Source organism: Curtobacterium sp. PhB137, assembly GCF_003814955.1.
Taxonomy (GTDB): domain Bacteria; phylum Actinomycetota; class Actinomycetes; order Actinomycetales; family Microbacteriaceae; genus Curtobacterium.
In genome coordinates, this window is the sequence record NZ_RKQO01000006.1 from 18,251 (window position 1) to 38,742 (window position 20,492).

A 20,492-nucleotide genomic window follows, 5' to 3' on the forward strand; every position below is an offset into this window, starting at 1 on the left:
CTGTTCGTGAGCCGGTCAGGCGAGGACGTCGAGTCCCGCGGTGCGGATGGTGGAGGTGGTGGCGGAGGACGCTGGCTGCGCGGCGGAGGTGCGCCGTGCCTCCAGGCCGGTGTCGGCACGCAGGCGGCCGTCGGCCGGTCGCTGGTCGTGACCCGCCGACGTGCCCGGGTGGTTCTGCGACGACAGGTCGAGTGTGGTGCTCAGCCCGGCGCCGGCGGCGTCGCGCCGCAGGTCCGGCAGCACCTGGCGGACCGCGTCGCGGCCCGCCTCGGACGCCGCGAACAGCTCGACGTGCATGCCGTGCGCCGTGACGTGCGCGCGGACCGTGACCGGTCCGAGGCTGTCCGGCACGACCTGCACGGTGACGACGTGCTCACCGGGGCCGGCCTGCGCGAGCGAGAACACCGGGCGCGCGAGCTGCTGCCCGAGGGGCGCGGGCGTGGCCGTCTGGGACGTGACCGGCGCGGCGGCAGCGACGGGGGCGGGCGCGGCGGTCGGCGTGGTGGGCAGGACGAAGGGCGTCTCGCCGCCGCGCGTGGTGGTGACTGCCGGGAGGCCCGGATCACCCGCCGTCGATCCCTGCTGGTCCGCCCCGTGGCCGGTCTGCCCACCCCGCGCGGCGGTCGCCGCTGCCACCGTGACGACGGCCGGGGTCGCGGTCGCGGAGCCGTCGGTGGGCTGGGTGGGCTGGGTTGCCGCGGCGATCGGCTGGAGCGTCGCGGCGGCCGCAGCGGCAGTGGCAGCGGGCGCGCTGCTCGTGCTCGCGACTCCGACGGTGCCGGTGCCGGTGCCGGTGCCGGTCGTCCCGCCGGACGGGGTGCCTGGCCTCGGGGCGGACGCCGGTGACGGTGCGGGGCCGTCCGCGGGGACTGCGGCCGTCGTACCCGGTGCCTGTGCCGTGGCGGATGCAGCGGACGCCGTGGTGGTTGCCGACGGCGCCGTGGTGGCCGGCAGCGGGACCGCGGCGCCCGTGGCAGTGGCAGCCCCGGTGGCAGCGGCGGGGACGGGAGCAGAGGTCGTCGGCGTGGTCGTCTCCGGGGCGGGCGCCGGGGCCGCCGTCGTCGCGGTGACGACCTGCGCCGTCGGCTCGGGCGCGGTCGACGTCACCGGTGAGACCGTCTCGGCAGGGGTCGTCGACGCGACCGGAGGGAGCGAGGCAGGCACCGTCCCGGTGAGCATGGGCGTGGGCGTGAGCGCCTGCCCCTCCCCGGCAGCAGCGGCCGAGCCGTCAGCGGCAGCCGCCACGTCCGTCCCGGTGGCGGTCGTGGCAGCGCTCGGCGGCGTGGTCGAACCGGTGTCGTCGGCTGCGCGGGAGTCGTCCCGGCGCGCCGGTGCACGCTCACCGGCACGACGATCCGTCGCGGCGGCCGCGGACAGGGCGGCGTCGAACGAACCGGCACCGCCGGCGTCGGTCGTGGCGCGGCCGGGCGCAGCGCTGCTCGTCGGAGCGGGCGCGGGCTGGGTGGCGATGGTCAGGCTCATGCGGCGCTCCCGGACTGCATCATGGACAGCAGCGCGGCGGTCTGCAGGTCGGTGGCGCTGCTCGCGGCGGTGGTCGCGGTCGTCGCCGGGGTAGCGGACGCCTGCGCCGGCACGATGCGGCGGATGGTGGCGATGTCGGCGTCCGAGTACCAGTTGTCGACGATGCGGACGTCCTTGCCGGGGCGCGGCGCGTGCAGCACCTTGCCGTCGCCGACGTAGATGACGACGTGGCCCTCGCCCTTCGGGATGATCAGGTCGCCGGGCTGTGCGTCCTTCAGGGAGCCGACCTCGACGCCCATCTTCGCCTGGTCCGGCACGACCCGCGGCATGGTCACGCCGAGGTCCTTGAACACCGTCTGCACCAGGCCCGAGCAGTCCATGCCGGCGGTCGTCGTGCCGCCGAACACGTAGGGCACGCCGAGGTACTTCTTCGCGTCCGCGACGACGTCGGACCCGGTGGCGCCGCTGCCCGTCGCGAGCGTGCCCGCGCCGGCGTCGACGGACGTGGCGGGCGCGCTGCTGGTGGTCGCCGCAGCGCCGGCAGCAGCGGTTGCGGTCCCGGTGCCGGTGGTCCCGGTCGCCGTGGCCAGGGCATCGGCGAAGGCGCTCGACGAGGCGCTGGTCGACGCGGCGGACGACGACGAACTCGTCGCCGCGGCCGAGCCACCGCGCAGGGTGTCGATCTGGGACCGGATCTCGGAGATCCGGGAGAGCACCGCTTCGACGCTCATCGGGCACCACCTTCCGTGCGGCGTCGTGCCGCGATCTCGTCGAGGGCGTTCTGTTCGGTGCGGAGTTCCTCGGCGGCCTGCTCGGCGGCGTGCTTGCCCTCGAGCTTCTCCAGGCCGACCGCGGCACGGCGTGCGGCGGTGTACTCCTCCTGTGCCCGGTCGGCGTCCGCGCGGCGGGTCCGGACCACGGCGTCGAGCTCCTCGAGCATCCCGCGGGTCGCAGCACGCGCAGCGGCGACGGCGCTCAGGGTCGCGGCGTCCTCGATCGGCTGCGCGCCCTCGGCGTCGGCGAGGCTGCGGCGCGCGGCGATCCGGGCGTCGGCGGCGTCGCGCACGCGCTCGTTCGCGGTGGCGAGCGAGGCAGCGGCGCGGTCCTGTTCGGTGTGCCGCAGGCGCAGGAGCCCCGCGAGCGGGAAGCGGCGGGCCATCACGACACCCCCAGCTGCTGCACGAGACCACCGAGTCGCTGCCAGGACGCGTCGGCGGTCGCCCGCTCGTCCATCCCCTGGCGCAGGAACGCGTCGATCGCGCCCTGGTGGTCGACGGCGGCGTCGACGAGCGGGTTCGAGCCGCGCTGGTACGCGCCGACGTCGAGCAGGTCCTGGGCGGCGGCACGTGCTGCCATCACCTTGCGGAGGGTGGTCGCGGCACCGCGCTGCGCCGGGTCCGTCACCTTCGAGGCCACCCGGGACACCGAACCGAGGGCGTCCACCGACGGGAAGTGCCCGGTGATCGCGAGCTTCCGGTCGAGCACGACGTGACCGTCCAGGATGCTGCGGGCGGCGTCGGCGATCGGCTCGTTGTGGTCGTCGCCGTCGACCAGCACGGTGTACATGCCGGTGATGCTGCCGACGCGGTCCGTCCCGGCACGCTCGAGCAGCCCGGCGAGCACCGAGAACGTCGACGGCGGGTAGCCCCGAGTGGCCGGCGGCTCCCCCACCGAGAGCCCGATCTCACGCTGCGCCATCGCGACGCGGGTGAGCGAGTCCATCATGAGCACGACGTCCTGGCCGGCGTCGCGGAACGACTCCGCGATTCGGGTGGCCACGAACGCGGCGCGCAGACGCATGAGGGCGGGCTCGTCCGAGGTCGACACGACGACGATCGAGCGGGCGAGGCCGTCGGCACCGAGGTCGTCCTCGAGGAACTCGCGCACCTCGCGGCCACGCTCCCCCACGAGTGCGATCACGTTGACGGCGGCGTCGCTCCCCCGGGCGATCATCGACAGCAGCGAGGACTTGCCGACACCGGAGCCCGCGAAGAGCCCCATGCGCTGGCCACGGCCGACGGTGGTGAGGGTGTCGAGCACCCGCACACCGAGCTGCATCGGGGTGTCGATGCGGGTGCGTGCCATCGCGTTCGGGGTCGCGTGGTCGAGCGGCACCCAGTCGACGGGCTCGCCACCGGCACCGACGATCGGTCCGCGGTCGTCGATCGGTCGGCCGAGCCCGTCGAGCACACGGCCGAACAGCCCGGCACCCGTCGGCACGAGCACCGGCCGGCCGGTGGGGCGTGCGGGGGTGCCGGCGGTCACACCGGTGAGGCGGCCGAGCGGCATGCAGCGCACGCCGGTGGCGTCGGTCGCGACGACCTCGACGGCGGTCTGCACGCCGTCCTCCGGTCCGACCGTGACGACCTCGCCGACGTGGGCGTCGAGCCCGGCGATCGTCAGCCCGAGGCCGACGGCGCTCGTGACGACGCCGACCCGCTGGGGTGCGGCCTGCTGCAGGGCGTCGTCGAGCCCGCGGGGGCGGAGCAGCGTGGCGGTCACGCGGACACCCCCTGCAGCTCGACACCCAGTGCAGTGCGGGCACGGTCGAGTGCGGTGGCGATCCGGGCGTCGAGGATGCCGTCCGGCAGGTCGACGACGGCGTCGCCGTCCCGCAGCGCGGGGTCGGCGACCACGGGCACCGGCAGGTCGACGTCGGCGACGCGGGCGGCGTCCGCCGGGCTGAGCCGGACGGCCACCGGGACGCTGCGGTCGATGGACGCGAGCGCCCGCCGGACGGTGGTCTCGGCACCGGACGTGATCCGGGCCTCCCGGTCGTCATCGGTACCGACCGCCGGACGGGAGGCACGGATCTCGTACCCGACGATCGCCTCGGCCAGGTCCGTGGCCGCGCTGGCGACGGACGCCTCGGCGTCGCTGAGGACGGGCGCGACCGTGGACAGCATCGCGTTCGTCGCGGCGTCGAGGACGGCGATGCGGCGGACGGTGTCCGCGCGCAGCGACGCGGTCAGCGCGGCGTGCTCGGCCTGCAGGCGGGCGCGCAGGGCGTCCGTCTCGGCCTGTGCGGCGCGGAGTCCCGCGGTGTAGCCGGCGGCGTGGCCGCGGACGTCGGCACCCGACGCACGGTCGGTCGCGGCGGCGGTGCCGATCGCGGGGAAGGCGATGCGCTGCACGGTGCCGGCGGTCGTGGTGTCAGTCAACGAGCTCGTCCTCCTCGGCACGGTGCACGGTGATGACGCCCTGCGCCTCGAGCTCGCGCACGGAACGGACGACCTCGGCGCGCGCTTCCTCGACCTGCGAGACGCGGACCGGGCCCATGGCCTGCAGTTCGTCGTCGAGCAGCGAGCGGTTGCGCTCGGACACGTTCGCGCGGATCGTCTCGACGACGGGTCCGGCGGCACCCTTCATGGCGGTCGCGAGGAGCTTCGAGTCGATGCCACGCAGCACCTGCTGGATGTCGCGGGACTCGAGCTTCACGATGTCCTCGAAGGTGAGCATGCGCGAGCGGATGTCCTCGGCGAGTTCCGGGTCGCGGGCCTCGAGTCCGTCGAGCACGGCCTTCTCGGTGGCGACGTCGGAGCGGTTGATGATGTCGACCAGGGGCGCGATGCCGCCGACGACCTCGACGCTCTCGCGCGGCGACACGACGGCGCCGGCGCGCTGCCGCAGGACACCGGCGACGATCCCGACGGCCTCGGGGGTCGCGCTGCCCATCGTGGCGAACGCCTGCGCGACGTCGGTGCGGACGCGCTCGTCGACACCGGCGAGGACGGCGCTCGCCTGACCGGGCTTGAGGTGTGCGAGGACGAGGGCGATGGTCTGCGGCAGCTCGCCCTCGAGCAGGGTGATGACCTGCCCGGGCTCGGCGTCGTCGAGGAAGTCGAAGGACTGGCCGGCGAGGTTCGAGGCGAGCCGGTCCATCACGCCGGCGGCGCGCTCGGCGCCGAAGGACGCCTCGAGCAGCCCGAGCGCGGTCTCCTTGCCGCCGCGCTTCTGCAGTCGGCCGCTCATCGTGATCCGGTGGAACTCCGACATGGTCTGGTCGACGACGGTGTCCTCGACGCGGCGCATCCGGACGATCTCGGCCGAGATCTCCTCGGCCTCCATCTCGGTGAACTGCTTCATCACCTCGGCCGCGCGGTCGGTGTCCATCTGCATGAGGATGAGCGCGACCTTCTGGGCGCCGGTCAGCGCTCGGTTGTTCGAGCCCTTGCCGGTGCCCGGGCCGTTGCCGTTGCTGCCGCTCGGCATCAGGGCGCTCACACCGGTGCCCGGTCGTCGAGGAGCCCGCGCAGGAGCTCGGCCGTGCGCTTCGGGTCGCGTTCGGCCAGCGCGGAGATATCCTGACGGCGGCGCTCGGCCGTGATCTCGTCGGTCGTCAGCACCTCGGTCGGCGGGTCACCGGCGGGCATCGTCGAGAGCACGGCGGTGGGGGCGTCACCGGCACCGAGGGTCGCGCGGTCGGCGGCGCCGTCCATCGCGAGGGGCAGCTGGAACGTCTCGCCGGCGAAGGCGTCGAGTTCGCCGAGGTCGACGGCCTCGCGTTCCTGCTTCCGGCTGCGACGGGCGATGACGAACATGACGGCGATGAGCGCGAGCAGGATGCCGATGACGATGCCGGCGGTGCGGATCGACGACCACAGGGCTTCCTGCTGGTCGGCCTTCTGCTGCGCCTCGAGGGCCTTCGCAGCCTGGTCGGCACCACTGGTGTCGAAGTCCATCATCGCGACCTTCACCTGGTCGCCGCGGTTCTGGTCGACACCGGCGGCGGCCGACACCAGGTCGTTGATGCTCTGCAGGTTCGCGTTCTGCACGGCGTCGGCCTTCGAGTTCAGCGCGACCGAGATGGTCTGCCGGTCGAGGGACCCCGAGGGGATCTGCGTGGTCTCGGTGGTGTGGTCGACGGCGTTGTTCTTCGTCGCCGACTCGTTGGTGTAGCCGCCGTCACCGGTGCCGCTCGTGGCGGTGCCGTTCGGCACGGCGATGTTGTCCGGGCCGAGGACCCCGGTCGCACCGCTCGACGCGCCCGCGGCGCCGGAGCCGTACTGCTCGGTGGTGCTCGACTCGTTGAGCGCGACCGGACCCGAGGTCGGTGACGTGTAGCTCTCCGACGTGCGCGTGCCGGACTCCTGGTTCATCGTGCCGGAGACCACGACCGTCGCGTTGCCGGCCCCGAGGGTGGTGTCGAGCAGGTCCTGGATCTTCTTGCTCGTGGCGGCGTCGTAGTCGGCGGCCTGGTCGGCGCCGCTGCCGGTCGCACCGGTCCCGACGGCGGACAGCGTCTGCCCCTTGGCGTCGACGACCGAGACGTCGGTGGTCTGCATGCCCTCGACCGAGGCGCTGGTCAGGTGCACGATCGCCTGCACCTGGTCGGTGCTCAGCTGGGTGCCGTTGTCGGTGGCGATGAACACCGACGCCGTCGGGTCCTTCTCCTCGGACACGAACACGGACTTCTCCGGGATCGCGAGCTGCACGGTCGCGGTCTGCACGCCGTCCATCGCGCCGATGGTCTTGGCGAGCTCGCCCTCCATCGCCCGCTTGTAGGTGACGTCCTGCTGGAACTCCGAGCTCGTCACGCCCATCTGGTCGAGCAGCGAGTAGCCGCCCTCGTTCGACGACGGCAGCCCGTTCGACGCGGCTTTGAGGCGCTCCGAGTACACCTGCGCCTGCGGCACCAGGATCGTCGCGCCGCCGTCGGTGAGCTGGTACGGCACACCGTCGGTCTGCAGCTGGTCGGTGATGGAACTCGCGTCGGCCGCGGCCAGCCCGGTGAAGAGCGGCGCGTAGGACGCCTTGCCGAGCCACGCCGCCAGGGCGATCCCCCCGAGCACGAGCGCGGCGATCACCAGGATCGCGATGGTGCGCTGGGCGGCGGAGAAGCCCTTCACGTACGCGGACAGGCGCGCGAAGACGTTCTTGACGGCGACGGGCATCAGGCCTGCATCCTCATGATCTCGTTGAACGCGTCGACGCCCTTGTTGCGGACGGCGGAGACGAGCTCGAGCGTGACCTGCGCGCGGGTGGCGGCGATGGTCGCGTCGTGGATGTCGTCGAGGTTGCCGGTGACGGCCTTGAGCGCGAGGGTCTTCGAGTCGCTCTGCAGCGCCTGCAGCCCGTCGACGGCGTTCCCGAGGCTGGCGGCGAACCCGCTGCCGTCGGTGCTGGTCGCACCGGCGGTGCCGGTGACGTCGCTGGAGGTGCCGGACACACTGGTCAGTGCGTTCGTCATCGCGTTGGTGGTCACACCGTTGACGGCGTCGATGGGCATCAGTTCTTCCCGATCTGCAGTGCCGCCTCGTAGGCGGTCTTGGCACGGTCGACCACGGCGGCGTTCGCCTGGTAGCCGCGCTGGGCCATGATGAGGTCCGCCATCTGCGTGCCGAGGTCGATGTCCGGCATGCGGACGTAGCCCTCGTCGTTCGCGAGCGGGTTGTCCGGGTCGTAGGTCACGCGGCCGGCGGCGCTGCCGAACGCGGCGCCCTTGACGTAAGCGCCGGACACGCCGTTGCCCTCCTGGACCTCGACGTATCGGGCCTGGAACGCGGTGTCGTCCATCGACTTCACGGTGTTCGCGTTCGCCATGTTGTCGGCGACGGCGTCGAGCCACTTCCGGTGCACGGTCATGCCGGTGCTCGCGATGCCGATCGCGTCGAAGGTCGTCACGAGTTCGTCCGCATCGCCGCACGGACGCTCGTGAGCTCGGAGTTCATCGCCTGCGTGGCGAACTGGTACCGGAGCACGGTGTCGACGTTGGAGAGCGTCTCCTCGTCGAGGTTGACGTTGTTGCCGTTCGTGTTCGTCGGCTCGAGGCTGCGGGCGACCGTCGGGGCGGTGTTCCCGCTGCCGTCGGTGATCGACTTCGCCAAGGCGTCCTCGAACTGGACCTTCTCGGCGTGGTAGTCCGGCGTGTTGATGTTCGCGATGTTGTTCGCGATCACCTTCTGGCGCATCGACAGGCCGTCGAGTGCGCTCTGCAGCGCGACGCTCGTCACGGAATCGAACACGGTGGTCCCCTCGTCAGGCGTCGCCCGTGGGACGTCGCCGTGCGGTGGTGGCCGATCCGTGGCCGAACTGGTGAGCGATCCGTGCTCGTGTGGCGCTATCGGTGCCCGTCCCCGGCCGCGTTAGCCCTCGCCCCGAACGGGGGTGGCACCACTTCTGCGACAGACCACTCGTCGATCGACGCGTGCTTCGTCGCGGAACAGGTGGCGGGAGCGCGGGTCAGGCGGACGCGTCGAGGTACACCGCGCCACGGGGCTCGCGGGTCGCGTCGACGGCGCGCAGCGCACCGAGGTGCTCGAGCGTCGCCCGTCGGTCCGACTCCAGTTCCGCGATGCGGTCGCGCTGCGCAGCGAGCAGCCGGGAGGCACGCCCCACCAACTCACGCGGCACCGGACCCAGCCCGGCCGGCTCCGACCACCCCACCACGGCCGTGGGGTCGGCCGCCTGTCGGGCGGCGTCGTGCTCCAGGGAGTCGAGCAGGGCCTCCCAGGCGAGGCGGTGGTCGACCTGCTCGGGCGACGGTGTCGTTTCACGCGACGGTGCCGGTTCAAGCGACACCGAGGGCTCCGCCCGTCGGCTGCTGGCGGGCCGGCGTCGCCGGCAGCGACGCCGCGGCGTCGTGCCACGACTGCCGCAGGGGTTCGAGGATCCGGATGCAGTCGCGCGTCGCCTGCACGTCACGGTGCACGTTCGCGGTGATGAGGGACGTCGACGCGTAGTTGTAGACGGCGAGCAGGCCCTCGCCCCCGTCCCAGACGTCGATCCGCAGCGTGGACGACAGCTCGCCGACGATCGCCTGCGCGTGCAGCAGCTGCTCGCGGGCGGCGTCCCAGTCGGCGCTGGTCTGAGCGGCCTCGGCGCGGTGCAGGTCGAGCAGCAGCCGGTCGTAGAGCATCGTGACGAGCTGCGCCGGGGTGGCCGACAGGACGGCCTCGTTCGTGTACTGGGCGCGACGCTGGTCGGTCACGGTGCGGGGCTGCGCGGCCTGGCGGAAGGCGGCGGCCTGGAAGTCGAAGGTCATGGTGATCCCGTCAGCTCGTCGTCGCCGCGAGCTGGCTGGCGAGCCAGCTGGACTGGGACTGGAGCTTGCTGAGGCTGGTCTCGAGCGACGAGTACAGCGTCTGGAGCGATGCGCGGCGCATCGTGAGTCGGTCGGTCCAGCTGTCGATCTGGGTGTTGAGGTCCTTGGCGACCGCCTGCTGGCCGGTGATCGTCGTGGTGATGGACCCGTCGTACTTGTCGGACGCGGCGGTGGCGGCGGCACCCACGTTCGCGGCGACGCCGGACAGCATCGCCTGCGTGCCCTCGGGGTCGGTGGCGAGGGCCTTCTGGAAGACCTCGGCGTCGAAGGTGAAGCTGCCGTCCTTGGTGATCGAGATGCCGATCGACGACGGCGACTTCCCGCCGACGGGCGCCGACATGGTGCTGCCCAGGCGCTGTACGGCGTCGCGCGTGGTGCCGTCGCCCATCAGGACCCCGGCGGTCGTGGTCGTCGATCCGCTGGTGGCACTCGTGGTGCTCGTCACCGCGGTGTTCGTCTTGTGGTAGGCCGAGACCGCGTTCATCGCGTCGACGAGTCCGGACGCCACGGACTGGGCCTTCGTGGTGTCCTGTGCGACGCCGACCGTGACCGGATCCGTCGACGCCTTGGACACGGTGACGCTGAGCCCGGGGACCAGGTCGGTGAACGTGTTCGTCGCGCTCGTGATCGTCTGCTCGGCGGCGGTGCCGGCCCACAGCGTGACGCTGGCGTCCTTCGCCTGGGCGACGACCGCGGCGCCGACCTCGGTCAGCACGTTCGTCGCGGTACCCGCGGTCACCTGGTCGGCGGTCCCGCGGTACACCTCGAAACCACCAGCAGCCCCGGTCTTGGCGGACGTCAGCTGCAACCGGTAGAGCTTGGTGCCGTCGGCGGCCGCACCCGCGGCGACCTTCGTGGCGGTGACGCCGGCCCCGGACTTGTTGATCGCCGACACCGTGTCGTCGAGGGAGCCCGACGACGGCGTGACGGTGGTCTTCGTGCCGTCGGCGCCCACCAGGGTGATCGGTTCGGCAGCGGCCGACCACGTGGACATCGCGGCGGTGACCCCGACCTGGGCGGACGCGGTCGAGCCGACGCTGAACGTCAGTGACCCGGCGCTCGCGTTCGAGCCGGTGACGGCGGTGACGCCCGACGACGAGCTCGTGGCCGTGAACAGGTCGAGCGAGGTCGCCTTCGCGGCGTCCTTCGCCTTGGTCGCGAGGGCCTGCACCAACCCGTTGATCGTCTGCAGCGACGAGATGAACGAGTTGGTGCTCGTGAGCTTGTTCTTGAGCAGGGTCTGCGGCACGCCCTCGACGCTCATCAACGAGTTGATGAGGTCGGTCGTCTTGAGCCCGCTGACGAGCCCGTCGATCGCGAGGCTGGTGCTCGAGGACACGGACGATGACATCGTCGACACTCCCTGGCGTCGTGGGGATGGTCAGGAGGGCGACGCCGCCTCCCGGGAAGCCTGAACGATCCCGGAAGGCGGCGTCGTGGGTGCTAGCGCAGGAGCGAGAGCACGCCCTGCGTGCTCTGGTTCGCCTGCGCGAGCATCGACGTGCCGGCCTGGCTGAGGATGTTGTCGCGCGTGTACTTGACCATCTCCTCGGCCATGTCGACGTCGGTGATGCGCGAACCGGCAGCGGTGAGGTTCTCCTTGGCCACGTTCGTCACGTTGATGGCGTGGTCGAAGCGGTTCTGGACAGCACCGATGTTCGAACGAGCGGTCGACACGTTCTTGATCTGCGTGTCGATCGCGGTGATCGCAGCCTGCGCGTTGGTGGCGTTGTCGAACGTGAGCGTGCTCACCGCGGTGGCAACGCCCGCGACGTCGGCCCCGGTGAGGTCGACGGTGATCTGGCTGGCGACCCCGGCGTTCGCGCCGACCTGGAAGGTCAGCGAGGCGCCGTTGTTGTTGCCGGCACCCTTCAACAGGTCGATCCCGTTGAACTGCGTGGAGTCCGCGATGCGGGTGAGCTCCTTGGAGAGCTCGGTCACCTCGGTCTGAATCGACGTCCGCGAGTCAGCGTTGTTCGAGTCGTTACCGGCCTGGACGGCCAGGTCGCGCATGCGCTGGAGGATCGAGTGGGTCTCGGTGAGGCCACCTTCAGCGGTCTGCACGACGGAGATGCCGTCCTGCGCGTTGCGGGCGGCGACCGTGAGGCCACCGACCTGGGACTTCAGCCCCTCGGAGATCGACAGACCGGCCGCGTCGTCGGCAGCACGGTTGATGCGGAGACCCGACGAGAGCTTCTCGAGGGACTTCGACAGGTCGTTCTGCGTCGAGTTGAGGTTCCGGTACGTGTTGAGTGCCGAGAGGTTGGTGTTGATGGACATACCCATGGTGGTTTCCTCCGTGAATGCTGGGTCGTACTACAGCCCGTCCGTGGGCTGACGTGGATGACTCTCGACCGGGTGCCGGGAGTCGTTAGGGAATCGACGGAAATACCCGTCGACGGTTCAGCTCGCCGCCACGGCGACCGGCGCGGTCGCGTCGTGGACGGCACGTGCGACGCCGGCGGCGGCGTTCGACGCGACGCGTGCGAGGTAGGCGCTCCGGCGGGCCGCGGTGGTGCGCGAGGCGGGTTCGGCGGCGGCACCGCCGTCCCCGTAGTGGGCGGCCAGTCCGTCGCGGAGCAGGCGCATCGCCTCGGAGCGCTGCTGCGAGACGGCGGAGTGCGTGATGCCGAGTTCCGCGGCGACGTCGGTCACCGAGCGGTCCCCGAAGTAGACGGCCTCGACGACGAAGCGCATCCGCTCGGGCAGTGCCTCGACGGCTGCGCGCAGGTAGCGACGCTTCTCGGTCTCGAGCAGGTCGTCGCCGGGCAACGGCAGGTCGGCTGCGACGAGGTCGTGCACGGTCTCGTCGAGGGGCGCGACGATGCGGGCCGCGTCGCTCATGGCGTCCGAGGCGGTCTGCCGGTCGACACCCATCGCGTCCGCGATCTCCTGCACGCCGACGCTCCGGCCGAGTCGGGCGGACAGGGCCTCCTGCGTGGCGAGGGTCTCGCGGATCCGCTTCCGGGTGCCGCGGGACGCCCAGTCGGCCGAGCGCATGTCGTCGGCGAGGGCTCCGGCGATCCGGGTCCGGGCGTAGGCGCCGAAGGGGACGCCGAGGGTGGGGTCGAACGCGTCGGCAGCGGCGACGAGGGCGAGGGAGCCGACGGCGGCGAGGTCGTCGCGGTCCAGGTGCGTGGCGCGGGAGCGGACGTCGGCGACGATGTAGCCCACGAGCGGGAGGTGCTCCACGATCATCGCGTTGCGTGCGGTGCGGTCCATGCTGATCCCCTGATCGACCTGACGTGACTGTCTCGACTCACCCGTCCCTGGGCACGACGGACGCCGGCCTCGGATGGCCGGTGCGTACGCCGAAGACCCGCCCGGTTCCCTCCGAGCGGTGCACCCCGCGCCCCTTTGAGGCGGTTCGAGGTCGCCCTCGTGGTGCGTTCTGAATGTATCGGCTGGCAATGTCCTGAACAGGGGTTCATCCGTCCCCAGTGCGGGGGCATTCGCGGTGTTTCCCGGTCCACATTTGGGGGGACCCACCCGGCAGAACGCCCGTTCCCGTCCCCCGGACGGGAGGCATCCGCTGGTGCGCATCGCGCCAGCGATGCCGGATGCCTCCGGGCGAGCCTGCGAGCACGGTGCCGAAGACCAGCCGTCTCCACTTACGCGCCACCACCCGCGGTCGATAGGTCTCGGTGTCCGCCGGATGGTGGACCCGAAGACCCGAACACCCGACGACGACCCACACGGGAGGAGCTGATGAGCGTGAACGACCTGTCCGCCGTGCTCTGGCGCGAACGCGAACTGCTCGAGCTGCTCACCTTCAAGCTCGAGGAGGAGCAGCTCCTGCTCACTGCGGGCCGTTCCCGGTGGGTGTCGCACGCCAGCCGCGAGGTCGAGCAGGTCCTCGAACGACTCCGCAGCACCGGACTCGAGCGCGCCGCGTCGAGTGCCGAGGTCGCCGAGGAGTGGGGCGTCCCCGCCGATGCACCCCTGCGCGACGTCGTCGCCGCAGCGCCGAACGGCCCGTGGGGCGAGATCCTCGCCGCGCACCTGACCGCGATGGTCGAGCTGACCACCCAGATCGGCGCCCTGCGCGACGAGAACGACCGCTTCCTGCGCACCGCCGCCCAGGCCACCGAGGAGACCCTCGCCGGCACCGTGACGACCGCCGCGACCTACGACGCCTCGGGCACCTCCGGTCCCGGCTCCGACGGCGCTCGCCTGTTCGAGGGGACCCTGTAACCCCGTGGTCAGCACCTTCGGTTCCCTCGCCACCGCGTACTCCGGCCTCGCCGCAGCCCGCGCCGGCATCGACGTCACCGGCCAGAACATCGCGAACGCCGGCACCGCCGGGTACACGCGGCAGCGCGTCACGCAGAACTCGATCCCGGCGACCCAGACAGGGTTCATGCGCGGCACCGCCGCCCTCGCCGGTCAGGGCGTCTCCGTCGACGGCATCGCCCGCCTGGCATCGCTGACGCTCGACGTCGGCGTCCGGGTCGCCGCGGGGTCCTCCGCCTACGCCGACGCCCGTGCGACGGCACTGTCCGCCCTCGAGACCGGCCTGCACGAGCCCGGCAAGGACGGCCTGAGCGCCAAGCTCGATGCCTTCTGGTCGTCGTGGAGCGAACTCGCCAGTCACCCCGACGACCCGGGTGCCGCCAGCGCCGTCCTCGGCGCAGCGGGCACCGTCGCCGCGGCCCTGGCCGCCGGGTCGAAGTCGGTCGACGCGCAGTGGTCCTCGGTCCGGGGCACCGCGGCCGGCCAGGTGACCCAGCTGAACGACGCCGCGAAGCAGGTGGCCGACCTGAACGGGCGGATCCGCACCGCACTGGCCTCCGGCGGCAACGCCAACGAACTCCTCGACCAACGCGACCAGCTCACCGAGCAGATCGCGACGCTCGCCGGCGGGACGACGCGCACCAACGCGGACGGCACGGTCGACGTGCTGCTCGGCGGCAACCCGCTCGTGCAGGGCACCGACGCCCGCGCCGTCGCCCTCGGCGGTGGCGAACGCCTCGCCGACGGCGCCGCGGTCACCCTGACCTGGACCTCCGGCACCGCCGGCGCGGTGTCCCTGAGCGGCGGGTCGATCGGTGGCGCCCTCGCCGTCCTCGCCCCGGCGAACGCGAACGGCACGGGCGGCGCGCTCGCCCAGGCCGCCGCGTCCTACGACGCCGTCGCGACCCAGCTCGCAGCGACCGTCAACGCCGTCCATGCCACCGGCACGACCCCGGCCGGCACCACCGGCACCGCGTTCTTCGCCCTCGCGGCGGGCGTCCCCGCCGCGCAGGGCCTGTCGGTCGTCCCGACGGACGGCAGCGGCCTGGCGACGCGGAACGCGGCGGGGCAGCTCGACGACTCGTTCGCCGACGCGCTCTCGCGACTCGGCACGGGCCCTGGGGCCGCCGACACGACCTGGGCGACGTTCGTGGCGGGGGTGGGCACCGCCTCCCGGTCGGCCGCGACGGAGTCGACGCTCACCGGACTCGCCCTGACCAACGCGCGCACCCAGCAGCAGTCGAGCGCCGGCGTCGACCTCGACGAGGAGAACGTGAACCTGCTGAGCTACCAGCACGCGTACCAGGGCGCGGCACGCGTCCTGACCGCCGTCGACGAGATGCTCGACACCATCATCAACCGCGTCGGACTCGTCGGGAGGGGCTGATCGTGATCACCCGGGTGACCACCCAGATGTCGATGGCCGCGGCCTCGGCACGGCTGCAGACCGGTGCGGCGCGCGTGGCGCAGCTGACCGAGCAGGCCACCACGCTGCAGGCGATCCAGAAGCCGTCCGACGACCCGGTCGGCACCGCGTCGTCGATGCAGGTGCGCAAGGAGCAGGCCGCCGCCGCGCAGTACACGCGCAACGCGAACGACGCCGTGGCCTGGCTCGCGACCACCGACAGCGCCCTGTCCAGCGTCTACTCGGTGCTGAACAGCGTGCGGGACCTGACCGTGCAGGCGGCGAACTCCGGCACCATGAGCGACACCGATCGCGACGCCTTCATCACGCAGTTCCAGTCGCTGAAGTCCGACCTCGAGGCACGGGCCAACACGACCTACGGCACCCGCTCGGTCTTCGCCGGCGCCTCGACCGCCGCCGCCGCGTACGACCCGGCGACCGGGTGGGCGGCCTCCGGCACGGACGTCTCCCGCCGGATCGGCGACGGCACCACCGTGCGCGTCGACACCGCCGGGGCCGACGTCTTCGGCACCGGGTCGTCGTCGGTGTTCGGGGTGCTCGACTCCATCGTCAGCGACCTGCAGAACGGGGTGAACGTGAACGCGCGGATCAACGACGTCGACGGCGCGCTCGGTGCCGTCCGCGGCGCCCAGGCCGACGTCGGTGTCCGGCACGCGACCGCCCTCGCTGCCCAGGACTCGCTGAAGACCGCGGCCGTCTCGCTCGAGAACCGCCGCGCCGGCATCGAGGACGTCGACCTCGCCAAGGCCGTCCTCGACCTGCAGGTGCAGCAGACCAACTACCAGGCAGCCCTCGCCGTCACCGCGAAGGTCCTGCAGCCGACCCTGATGGACTACCTCCGATGAGCATCTCCCTGACCTTCGCCGTCCCGCCGTTCGGCCTGTCCCCCGCACCGGTCTTCACGCTGACCCCGGTGGACGGCGCCGAGGGCCTGTTCACCCTCGTCGGGGGTTCCTCGCGCTTGTTCGTGCTCGACGCCGCGGTGCACCTGCCGTCGTACTCGCCCGAGCTCACCGACGAGCAGGCCGCTGGGCTCGAGCTGACCGACCCCGCCGACGCGATGCTGCTCGTGGTGGCGAACCCCGGCGCGTCCGGGACGACCGTCAACCTGCTCGCGCCGATCGTCGTGAACGCCCGGACCGCCGTGGGCGCGCAGCTCATCCTGGAGGACCAGGACCTGCCGCTGCGGGCGGAGCTCGCGCGGGCGTAGGTGCTGCGGGGGCTGGTCGGCTGCACGAGCTGCCTGGCTGGTCGACTCGGAACGACGTCCTCGATGTCGTACGACATCGAGCTCGTCGCACCTGCGCGGGTGCAACAGTTGCACGCGCCGCCCGACGACAACATCGACGTCGTGCGACATCGGTGTTGTCGCAGCTTGCACGGGCGTCGGTCCGGATTCGAACACGCGTACGCCCTCGGCCCGGGGCACCGACCCCCGCAGGACCCTGTCACCGGTCGACCCCGAACGAAGTCCTCGATGTCGTACGACATCGAGTTCGTCGCACCCGCGCGGGTGCAACAGTTGCACGCGCCGCCCGACGACAACATCGACGTCGTGCGACATCGATGTTGTCGCGCCGTGCGTCCGCCTCATCCCTCCACAGACTGGAGGCCCGGCTCGTTTCCCACAGATCGTCGCTCCGAACCGACGTGGTCGGCTCGCACCGCCGATCGTTGAGACATGAACGACCGAGTCCTGGCCATCCCCCTCATCCGCACCGGCGACCATCCGAGCGCTGAACGGCGTGCGCTCCAGCGTCGCGTGCATCGCGGCTCGCTTGCCTCGATCCGGCCCGGCGTGCTGGTCGATCCGTCGCTCGTACAGGGGCTGCGGAGCGAAGACCGTCTGCTCCTGCTCGTCCGGGCGACGGTCCCGTCGGTCGGACTGCCCCGGGCGTTCTCGCACTCCTCCGCGGCAACCGTGCACCGGCTGCCCTTCACCGCAGCGGCTCCCGACCGAGTCGAGGTCGTCGACCCTCGGTTGACCAGCCCGGACACCACGGCGCTTGCCCGGGTCAGGCCGGGGCATGCGATCGACGACTCCGGCGGACGATGGGCAGGGACGCCGCCGACCGTGCCGATCGAGATCGACGGGGCGCCGGTGACGTCGTTGGTCCGGACGCTCGTCGATCTCTCGGCCACCGCACCGTTGGACCAGGCCGTTCCGATGATCGATCAGGCGCTGCGCGAGCGACGGGTCCTGCCGGAGATGCTCCGCGACGAACTCTCGTCCCACGAGCGCAAGGGGTCCGAGAAGGCGGGGGTGGCGATCGAGATGGGGTCGGCGCTGTCGGGGTCGCCGGCGGAGTCGGTGTGCCGGGTGCGCTTCCGGCAGGTCGGGGCGCCGGAGCCGGTGCAGCAGCACGAGTTCCGACGGACCGGAGGTGGGACGGCCGTCGTGGACTTCTGGTTCCCCGATCAGGGCGTCGTGGTCGAGGTCGACGGCCGCGCGAAGTACGAGGACCCGACGATGCTCGAGGGGCGGAGCACCGCCGAGGCGCACTGGCAGGAGAAGCGTCGCGAGGACTTCGTCCGCTCGTTCCCCGAGGTCCGGTTCGTCGTCCGGTTGTCGTGGGCCGACCTCATGCAGCCCGACCGCGTGCGTGCAGCACTCCGCCGGGCGGGTGTCCCATGCCGGTGACGAACAGGCGAGCGGCTCCGAGGGGCCGGCCGGGGTCAGTGGCGCGGCGCCTCCGGGTCGTGTTCGCGCTGCCGTTCGATCACGAGCGGTGCACTCGGCACGCCACCGCCGACGATCACTTCGCCGATACCGACCCGCACGCCGTGGACCCGCCCGACACCCTTCACCACACCGGCACGGCGATCGGGGTCGGGCTCGCGGTGGTCGCCCCCGGCTGCGAGCTCGGCGTCGCGGACGGCGACCGTCCCGAGCACCTGGGCACCGGCGCCGAGCTCGGCGGGGCCCTCGACGAGGCAGCCGCCCGACAACCGAGCGCCGTCCCCCACGAGCACGTCCGCCCCGGTCGCCGTGATCGTGACGGGCCCCGGGCCCAGTTCGGCACCGGAACCGATGATCACCCGGGCCGCGGTGGCGACGAGGGTGACCTGGCCCGGACCGAGCCGCGCGCCGGACCCGACGGTGATCGAGCCCCCGGCACGCGTCTCGAGTACGGCTCCGGGGTAGAGCACCACCCCGGCTGCAAGGGTGACGTCCGCGCCGACGAGCACGGAGCCGGGGTCGAGCACCACGACCTCGGGCAGCAAGCCGCGCACCTCGGCGACCGTCAGGAACCCGGAGGCCCGACGAGCGTCGTCAGCCGGACCGGGCGCGCCGTCGATGTCCATCCAGCGAGCCTCCCACATGCCCGGCGTACGGTGAGCGCATGGCCCGCTCCCCGAAGGACCAGGCGATCGTGCCGCTGCCGAACGCCCAGGTCTCCCCCATGCCCGACGACTCCCGGACCCCGCAGCCGCAACAACCCGGTGGGTGGGTCAAGTGGCTCGACCGCGCCATCAGCGTCCAGCGCCCGGTGGTCGTGGCGCACGTCAACGCGATCCGCCGACGCAAGCCGGATGCCACCCCCGCCGAGGTCATCCAGATCCTCGAGCGGCAGTACCTCGCCGCGGTCACCACCGGTGGCGCAGCGGTCGGTGCGAGTGCGGTCATCCCGGGCGTCGGGATGGTGGCCGCCCTCGGGCTGAGCGGCGCGGAGACGGTCGGGTTCCTCGAGACCACCGCGCTGTTCGCCCAGTCGGTGACCGAGGTGCACGGCATCGCCCTGGATGACCCCGAACGGGCACGGACCCTGGTGATGGCGATGATCCTCGGTACTCCGGGCACACAGCTCATCAAGCAGCTCGGCGGGCAGATCGCCGGCGGTCAGGCGCGTACGGCGTTCTGGGGCGAGATGGTGACCTCGTCCCTGCCGAAGCAGGTCGTCAACGGCCTCGGCGGGCAGGTCCGCGACCAGTTCATCAAGCGGTTCGCAGTGCGTCAGGGGACGTCGGTGCTCGGCCGTGCACTGCCGTTCGGGATCGGCGCTGCCGTCGGCGGGCTCGGCAACCACGCGCTCGGGCGGAAGGTCATCCAGGCCTCGCGGACCGGGTTCGGGCCGCCGTCGGCACACTTCCCGATCATCCTCGAGCCCAAGCCCGCGAAGCCCGAGAAGCAGCCGAAGGACAAGCAACCCAAGGACAAGCAGCCCAAGGACAAGCAGCTGAAGGAGCCCAAGCCCAAGCAGCAGAAGCAGCTCGGCTGGCGCCGCGGCTCGGCGAAGGACGAGGACCTCTGGTCGGAGACGCCCGAGCGCTGAGCCGGGCGGCAGGCCCGATCAGAACGACCGACGTCCGATCAGAACGACCGAGGCCCGATCAGAACGACCGCACCGGCGTCCTGACGACCTGTCCGGCGTGCGCGAACCCGCCGCCGAAGCCGAACAACAGCGCGGGGACGCCCTCGGGCAGGTCGCCACGCGCCCACGCCTTCGACAACCCGAGCGGGACGCTGGCGGCCGAGGTGTTCCCGGACTCGACGACGTCGCGGATGACGAACTTCGACTCCCCGCCGAGTGCGGTGACGAGCGGCTCGATGATCCGCAGATTCGCCTGGTGGAACGCGAACACCTCGATGTCGTCCATGGTGAGCCCGGCGGCCTCGACGACCTTGCGGGCGTGCCCCTCGGCCTCGGTGATGGCCCAGCGGTAGATCGATCGGCCCTCCTGGTTGAACCGGCCCGGCGTTCCTTCGACCCGCACCGCGTCGAGCAGGTGCGGCACGCTGCCCCACGAGACGGGCCCGATCTCGGGGACGTCGGCGGCGCCGAGCACGGCGGCGCCGGCCCCGTCGCCGACGAGCACGCACGTCGACCGGTCGGTCCAGTCGGCGACGGCGGAGAGGGTCTCGGACCCGATGACGAGCGCGACGTCGGTGGACCCGACGCGGATCGACTGGTCGGCGAGGGCGAGCGCGTACTCGAACCCGCTGCACGCGGTGTTGATGTCGATGGGCGCCGGGCCGTTCGTCATCCCGAGCGCGGCGGCGACCCGACCGGCGGTGTACGGCGCACGGTCCTGGTGCGTGGTGGAGGCGACGATGACGAGTCCGACGGCCGAGGGCGACACACCGGCGTCGGCGAGGGCGTTGCGGCCCGCTTCGATCGCCATCGACGTGACGCTGTCGTCCGGACCGGCGATGTGGCGGGTCTGGATCCCGGTCCGGGTACGGATCCACTCGTCGTTGGTGTCGACCATGGTCGAGAGCTCGTCGTTGGTCAGGATGCGTTCGGGCTGGTGGTGACCGAACCCGAGGATCCGGCTGCCACGGAGTGCTGGGGTGTTCACCGTCGT

At 72.2% G+C, this 20,492-nt stretch carries 23 protein-coding genes; 6 read left to right on the forward strand and 17 right to left on the reverse strand.

Translation table 11 applies throughout. From position 1 onward, the window contains the following. Window positions 1-15 precede the first annotated feature (15 nt). The 15 genes from EDF28_RS09790 to EDF28_RS09860 form a co-directional block, all read right to left on the reverse strand. Window positions 16-1,482 carry a flagellar hook-length control protein FliK gene (locus EDF28_RS09790; RefSeq protein WP_123938144.1) on the reverse strand — a complete coding sequence of 489 codons (1,467 nt, stop codon included), beginning with the start codon at window positions 1,480-1,482 and terminating at the stop codon, window positions 16-18. Further along, window positions 1,479-2,213, reverse strand: coding sequence for a C40 family peptidase (locus tag EDF28_RS09795; RefSeq protein ID WP_123938145.1), 735 nt, complete (start codon window positions 2,211-2,213; stop codon window positions 1,479-1,481). The genes EDF28_RS09790 and EDF28_RS09795 overlap by 4 nt, the downstream gene beginning before the upstream one ends. Beyond that, window positions 2,210-2,641 carry a flagellar FliJ family protein gene (locus tag EDF28_RS09800; protein ID WP_123292724.1) on the reverse strand — a complete coding sequence of 144 codons (432 nt, stop codon included), beginning with the start codon at window positions 2,639-2,641 and terminating at the stop codon, window positions 2,210-2,212. Before EDF28_RS09800 ends, EDF28_RS09795 begins: the two co-directional genes overlap by 4 nt. Beyond that, the gene (locus tag EDF28_RS09805; protein ID WP_123938146.1) at window positions 2,641-3,984 is read right to left on the reverse strand and encodes a FliI/YscN family ATPase; all 1,344 of its coding nucleotides are present in this window, start codon (window positions 3,982-3,984) and stop codon (window positions 2,641-2,643) included. The genes EDF28_RS09800 and EDF28_RS09805 overlap by 1 nt, the downstream gene beginning before the upstream one ends. Further along, complete coding sequence (locus EDF28_RS09810; RefSeq protein WP_123292722.1) at window positions 3,981-4,643, reverse strand: hypothetical protein; 663 nt, start codon at window positions 4,641-4,643, stop codon at window positions 3,981-3,983. The genes EDF28_RS09805 and EDF28_RS09810 overlap by 4 nt, the downstream gene beginning before the upstream one ends. After that, window positions 4,636-5,694: a flagellar motor switch protein FliG gene (gene fliG / locus EDF28_RS09815; protein ID WP_123938147.1), complete on the reverse strand. Its 1,059-nt coding sequence runs from the start codon at window positions 5,692-5,694 to the stop codon at window positions 4,636-4,638. The genes EDF28_RS09810 and fliG overlap by 8 nt, the downstream gene beginning before the upstream one ends. Before the next feature lie 8 nt (window positions 5,695-5,702). Next, the gene (fliF, locus tag EDF28_RS09820) at window positions 5,703-7,376 is read right to left on the reverse strand and encodes a flagellar basal-body MS-ring/collar protein FliF (RefSeq protein ID WP_123938148.1); all 1,674 of its coding nucleotides are present in this window, start codon (window positions 7,374-7,376) and stop codon (window positions 5,703-5,705) included. After that, window positions 7,376-7,711 (reverse strand): flagellar hook-basal body complex protein FliE, encoded by a 336-nt coding sequence (gene fliE / locus EDF28_RS09825; protein ID WP_123338355.1) that lies wholly within the window; start codon window positions 7,709-7,711, stop codon window positions 7,376-7,378. Before fliE ends, fliF begins: the two co-directional genes overlap by 1 nt. Further along, complete coding sequence (locus EDF28_RS09830) at window positions 7,711-8,106, reverse strand: flagellar basal body rod protein FlgC (protein ID WP_235035933.1); 396 nt, start codon at window positions 8,104-8,106, stop codon at window positions 7,711-7,713. The genes fliE and EDF28_RS09830 overlap by 1 nt, the downstream gene beginning before the upstream one ends. After that, complete coding sequence (locus EDF28_RS09835) at window positions 8,103-8,447, reverse strand: flagellar basal body protein (RefSeq protein WP_123938149.1); 345 nt, start codon at window positions 8,445-8,447, stop codon at window positions 8,103-8,105. Before EDF28_RS09835 ends, EDF28_RS09830 begins: the two co-directional genes overlap by 4 nt. Before the next feature lie 217 nt (window positions 8,448-8,664). Beyond that, window positions 8,665-9,003: a hypothetical protein gene (locus tag EDF28_RS09840; RefSeq protein WP_123938150.1), complete on the reverse strand. Its 339-nt coding sequence runs from the start codon at window positions 9,001-9,003 to the stop codon at window positions 8,665-8,667. Then, window positions 8,993-9,466, reverse strand: a complete 474-nt coding sequence (gene fliS / locus EDF28_RS09845) for a flagellar export chaperone FliS (RefSeq protein ID WP_123671835.1) — start codon at window positions 9,464-9,466, stop codon at window positions 8,993-8,995. Before fliS ends, EDF28_RS09840 begins: the two co-directional genes overlap by 11 nt. A 10-nt stretch (window positions 9,467-9,476) precedes the next feature. Further along, on the reverse strand, window positions 9,477-10,865 hold the full coding sequence (gene fliD, locus EDF28_RS09850) for a flagellar filament capping protein FliD (protein WP_260154820.1): 1,389 nt from the start codon (window positions 10,863-10,865) through the stop codon (window positions 9,477-9,479). 104 nt (window positions 10,866-10,969) lie between these two features. Beyond that, window positions 10,970-11,812: a flagellin gene (locus EDF28_RS09855; RefSeq protein WP_185094203.1), complete on the reverse strand. Its 843-nt coding sequence runs from the start codon at window positions 11,810-11,812 to the stop codon at window positions 10,970-10,972. A gap of 117 nt (window positions 11,813-11,929) precedes the next feature. Then, window positions 11,930-12,748 carry a sigma-70 family RNA polymerase sigma factor gene (locus EDF28_RS09860; RefSeq protein WP_123938152.1) on the reverse strand — a complete coding sequence of 273 codons (819 nt, stop codon included), beginning with the start codon at window positions 12,746-12,748 and terminating at the stop codon, window positions 11,930-11,932. 486 nt (window positions 12,749-13,234) lie between these two features. Here EDF28_RS09860 and EDF28_RS09865 point away from each other — a divergent pair, with 486 nt between their 5' ends. The 5 genes from EDF28_RS09865 to EDF28_RS09885 all read left to right on the forward strand — a co-directional run bounded on the left by EDF28_RS09865 (window position 13,235) and on the right by EDF28_RS09885 (window position 17,826). Beyond that, the gene (locus tag EDF28_RS09865) at window positions 13,235-13,720 is read left to right on the forward strand and encodes a flagellar protein FlgN (protein WP_123292716.1); all 486 of its coding nucleotides are present in this window, start codon (window positions 13,235-13,237) and stop codon (window positions 13,718-13,720) included. Between the two features lie 4 nt (window positions 13,721-13,724). Beyond that, entirely contained in the window at window positions 13,725-15,146 is a 1,422-nt protein-coding gene (flgK, locus tag EDF28_RS09870; protein WP_123938153.1) for a flagellar hook-associated protein FlgK, read from the forward strand. A 2-nt stretch (window positions 15,147-15,148) separates the two neighbouring features. Beyond that, window positions 15,149-16,030: a flagellar hook-associated protein FlgL gene (gene flgL / locus EDF28_RS09875; RefSeq protein ID WP_123938154.1), complete on the forward strand. Its 882-nt coding sequence runs from the start codon at window positions 15,149-15,151 to the stop codon at window positions 16,028-16,030. Continuing rightward, on the forward strand, window positions 16,027-16,395 hold the full coding sequence (gene fliW, locus EDF28_RS09880) for a flagellar assembly protein FliW (protein WP_111086356.1): 369 nt from the start codon (window positions 16,027-16,029) through the stop codon (window positions 16,393-16,395). Before flgL ends, fliW begins: the two co-directional genes overlap by 4 nt. 471 nt (window positions 16,396-16,866) lie before the next feature. Next, complete coding sequence (locus EDF28_RS09885; protein WP_123938155.1) at window positions 16,867-17,826, forward strand: hypothetical protein; 960 nt, start codon at window positions 16,867-16,869, stop codon at window positions 17,824-17,826. 35 nt (window positions 17,827-17,861) lie between these two features. Here the strand turns inward: EDF28_RS09885 and EDF28_RS09890 are convergent, their stop codons facing one another. Further along, window positions 17,862-18,491: a hypothetical protein gene (locus EDF28_RS09890; protein ID WP_123938156.1), complete on the reverse strand. Its 630-nt coding sequence runs from the start codon at window positions 18,489-18,491 to the stop codon at window positions 17,862-17,864. 38 nt (window positions 18,492-18,529) lie between these two features. On the opposite strand from EDF28_RS09890, the gene EDF28_RS09895 reads away from it, so the two are divergent. Next, on the forward strand, window positions 18,530-19,459 hold the full coding sequence (locus EDF28_RS09895; protein ID WP_185094204.1) for a hypothetical protein: 930 nt from the start codon (window positions 18,530-18,532) through the stop codon (window positions 19,457-19,459). Between the two features lie 58 nt (window positions 19,460-19,517). On the opposite strand, the gene EDF28_RS09900 is transcribed toward EDF28_RS09895, so the two are convergent. Next, window positions 19,518-20,486 (reverse strand): beta-ketoacyl-ACP synthase 3, encoded by a 969-nt coding sequence (locus EDF28_RS09900; protein ID WP_123938157.1) that lies wholly within the window; start codon window positions 20,484-20,486, stop codon window positions 19,518-19,520. Window positions 20,487-20,492: the final 6 nt, after the last annotated feature.